Below are 2389 nucleotides of genomic sequence, written 5' to 3'. Positions count from 1 at the left end.
TTTCTGTAGGGCCTGATTGGTTTGTGCTAAGTACCAGCGAAGGCTGTAGCAGCGGGAACAATCTCGATCAATCAACTGAGAAAGATACGTTTGTATTGATCGAAGATTTATCGGCGTTACATGCCGGAGTTAAGGCCACTCAAGGCTCATTCTCTCTTCCATTTGATGGTTGGCTAGTGAAGGGTGGAGAACGTATTTCCGTTGAAGCAGCCACAGTCGCTGGTGACATTCGTACGGTTTTAAATTCAATTCTTCACTTAGAAACCAACTGCGAGATTACCCATCGTGGTGTTTCTCCCCATGTTTGGGTTGAAGGTTTATCGATTACTGGCGAAGCATAAGAACAGCTTCCATCAACTATGAAAATCCTCTATTGGGGTACACCCGATTATGCAGTGCCGACCTTACTTGCATTGCATACTGCAGGTCATGAGATCGTTGGTGTTGTAACCCAGCCAGACCGCCGGCGGGGACGAGGAAAACAATTATTGCCTTCAGCTGTAAAAGTTTGTGCACAGTCACTTGGGTTGTCTGTTTATACCCCAGAACGAATCAAGATAGATACTGATTGTCAAAATGAGTTAGCCAATCTCAAGCCAGACATCTCGGTCGTTGTGGCGTTTGGTCAAATTCTTCCGAAATCGGTCCTTGAACAACCACCCCTCGGGTGTTGGAACGGCCATGGTTCACTTTTACCGCGTTGGAGAGGTGCCGGTCCGATTCAGTGGGCGTTGTTAGAAGGTGATTCTGAAACAGGCGTCGGGATTATGGCCATGGAAGAAGGATTGGATACTGGACCAGTCCTACTCGAGCAACGGATTCCAATTTGCCTATGTCAAAACGCTGAGACCCGTCGCAATGGAATTAAGTCAGCTCACAGCAAAGCTCATGGTCGAAGCTATGGACTTAATTTTCAAAGCCGGAATGGGAAGCGAGGCCGAACGTTTAATTCGGTTAAATGTTCAGAATCAAGGGCAAAAGTCCAGTTACGCCAGGATGCTTAAAAAAGATGATTTTCAAATTAATTGGAACGACTCAGCCCTCCTTACCCACAGAAAGGTGATGGGTTTGTATCCCAGTGCCTATACGATCTGGCGTAATAAACGATTAAAATTGACAGACACTGAGCCATTGATTGAGCGCTTTAGGGACGAGATTTCAGCGGATGCACGGGTATTGCTTGGACAATGGTCCACCGGAGGAGATCAACCTGGAACTGTTTTGGCTTGTATCAATCATGTGGGAATTGTTGTGAGCACTAGCGGATGCCCAATTCTTATACGCGAAGCACAGCTGGAAGGCAAAGGGAGAAGTCGAGCTCAGGGTTTGATACAGCAATTAGACGCATCGACTGGGGATACGTTTCAGTAATGAACAGTCATTGATCTTATTTGTTTTCAGTGTATAGATTTTTTGCCTGCTCCCATACATAATTAAGATCAGCATCTGGAAGGATAAGAAATTCTGGATTGGTAGAGCTCAGCCATTCTCGTTTGCCCTGCTGAGAAGAGTCGGAAAAAAAATAGTCTGGAGAGGCAAGCACCCTAAATTTTAAAAACTCCAGGAGTTTGGCTCGTAGTCGGCAACCATCAATGAGTTGCATGCATCCATCAGCTGTCTGGATTTGGAGCGGAGTCCCAGATCCTAATTTTTCCAATCGTGGTGCAAGGATTTCTAGGATGGAGGCTGATTGCCAGTGCCGTATTTTTGTTTCGGGATGTGGATAATAAATTAATCCATTTGTTTGGCCACCATCCGACATACGTATCTTGATATTCCAAAAGGAAAATGTTTCAGGAGGATGTAGCTCGGTCCAAAACATATTCTCAAATTTATAGTCGGGATTCTGTAGAACAATCTCTAGGGGCTTAAAACAGAGATTAATTGTTCCGTGCCAGTAGGCCGACAAATCCAATCCAAGCCTTTTAAACAATGGAGATTGAATTGCAATTGTTCCTTTCGTATACGCGCACTCAGAATTCACACCAGAAGCTACCCCATGACCTTGTCGAACGACACCCTCAAACCATCCATTCATCATGTCTAACGAGCCTCAAAATGACTGCATTCTCCACAAGGCCCATCAGGCCAAACAACGCATCGCAAAAGAGGGCTTAGAGCATTAAACCGACATGTCGGATCACCAATGACCCATCCATGGCGCCAATATTTGGCATCCACTGGACGGGACTGGGGTTTAACAACAAGGGCAACAGCAGAAAGTTGATATGCCCCCCCTTTGAGGGAATATCGATGCTGTCTTTGCATGATCAAATAGCATATGCCATCCAATTCAAGCCATGAACCAGGATGGGGTGGATCATCCAATTGAACCCGGTTCAAAAGGGTTCCGCTCCCTGCATCTCTAAGCTCAACCAGCATGGCGAGG

General features: G+C 45.9%; 3 protein-coding genes and 1 pseudogene. 2 read left to right on the top strand and 2 right to left on the bottom strand.

Translation table 11 applies throughout. The annotated features are described in order from the left end of the window. Positions 1 to 341 (top strand): metallopeptidase TldD-related protein (locus tag WH5701_RS17820; RefSeq protein WP_232201735.1); only part of this gene is annotated, 341 nt, incomplete at its 5' end. An 18-nt stretch (positions 342 to 359) separates the two neighbouring features. After that, positions 360 to 1371 (top strand): annotated as a pseudogene (gene fmt / locus WH5701_RS15955) (methionyl-tRNA formyltransferase). A 16-nt stretch (positions 1372 to 1387) separates the two neighbouring features. On the opposite strand, the gene WH5701_RS15950 reads toward fmt, so the two are convergent. Beyond that, a complete protein-coding gene (locus tag WH5701_RS15950; RefSeq protein WP_006169696.1) occupies positions 1388 to 2038 on the bottom strand; it encodes a hypothetical protein in 651 nt (216 codons plus the stop codon). Between the two features lie 5 nt (positions 2039 to 2043). After that, positions 2044 to 2382, bottom strand: a complete 339-nt coding sequence (locus tag WH5701_RS18130) for a DUF6464 family protein (RefSeq protein ID WP_006169695.1) — start codon at positions 2380 to 2382, stop codon at positions 2044 to 2046. Positions 2383 to 2389 lie beyond the last annotated feature (7 nt).

Source organism: Synechococcus sp. WH 5701, assembly GCF_000153045.1.
Taxonomy (GTDB): Bacteria; Cyanobacteriota; Cyanobacteriia; order PCC-6307; family Cyanobiaceae; genus Regnicoccus_A; species Regnicoccus_A antarcticus.
Note: the sequence above shows the minus strand (reverse complement) of the source record. Positions and strands in the feature narration are given on the sequence as shown.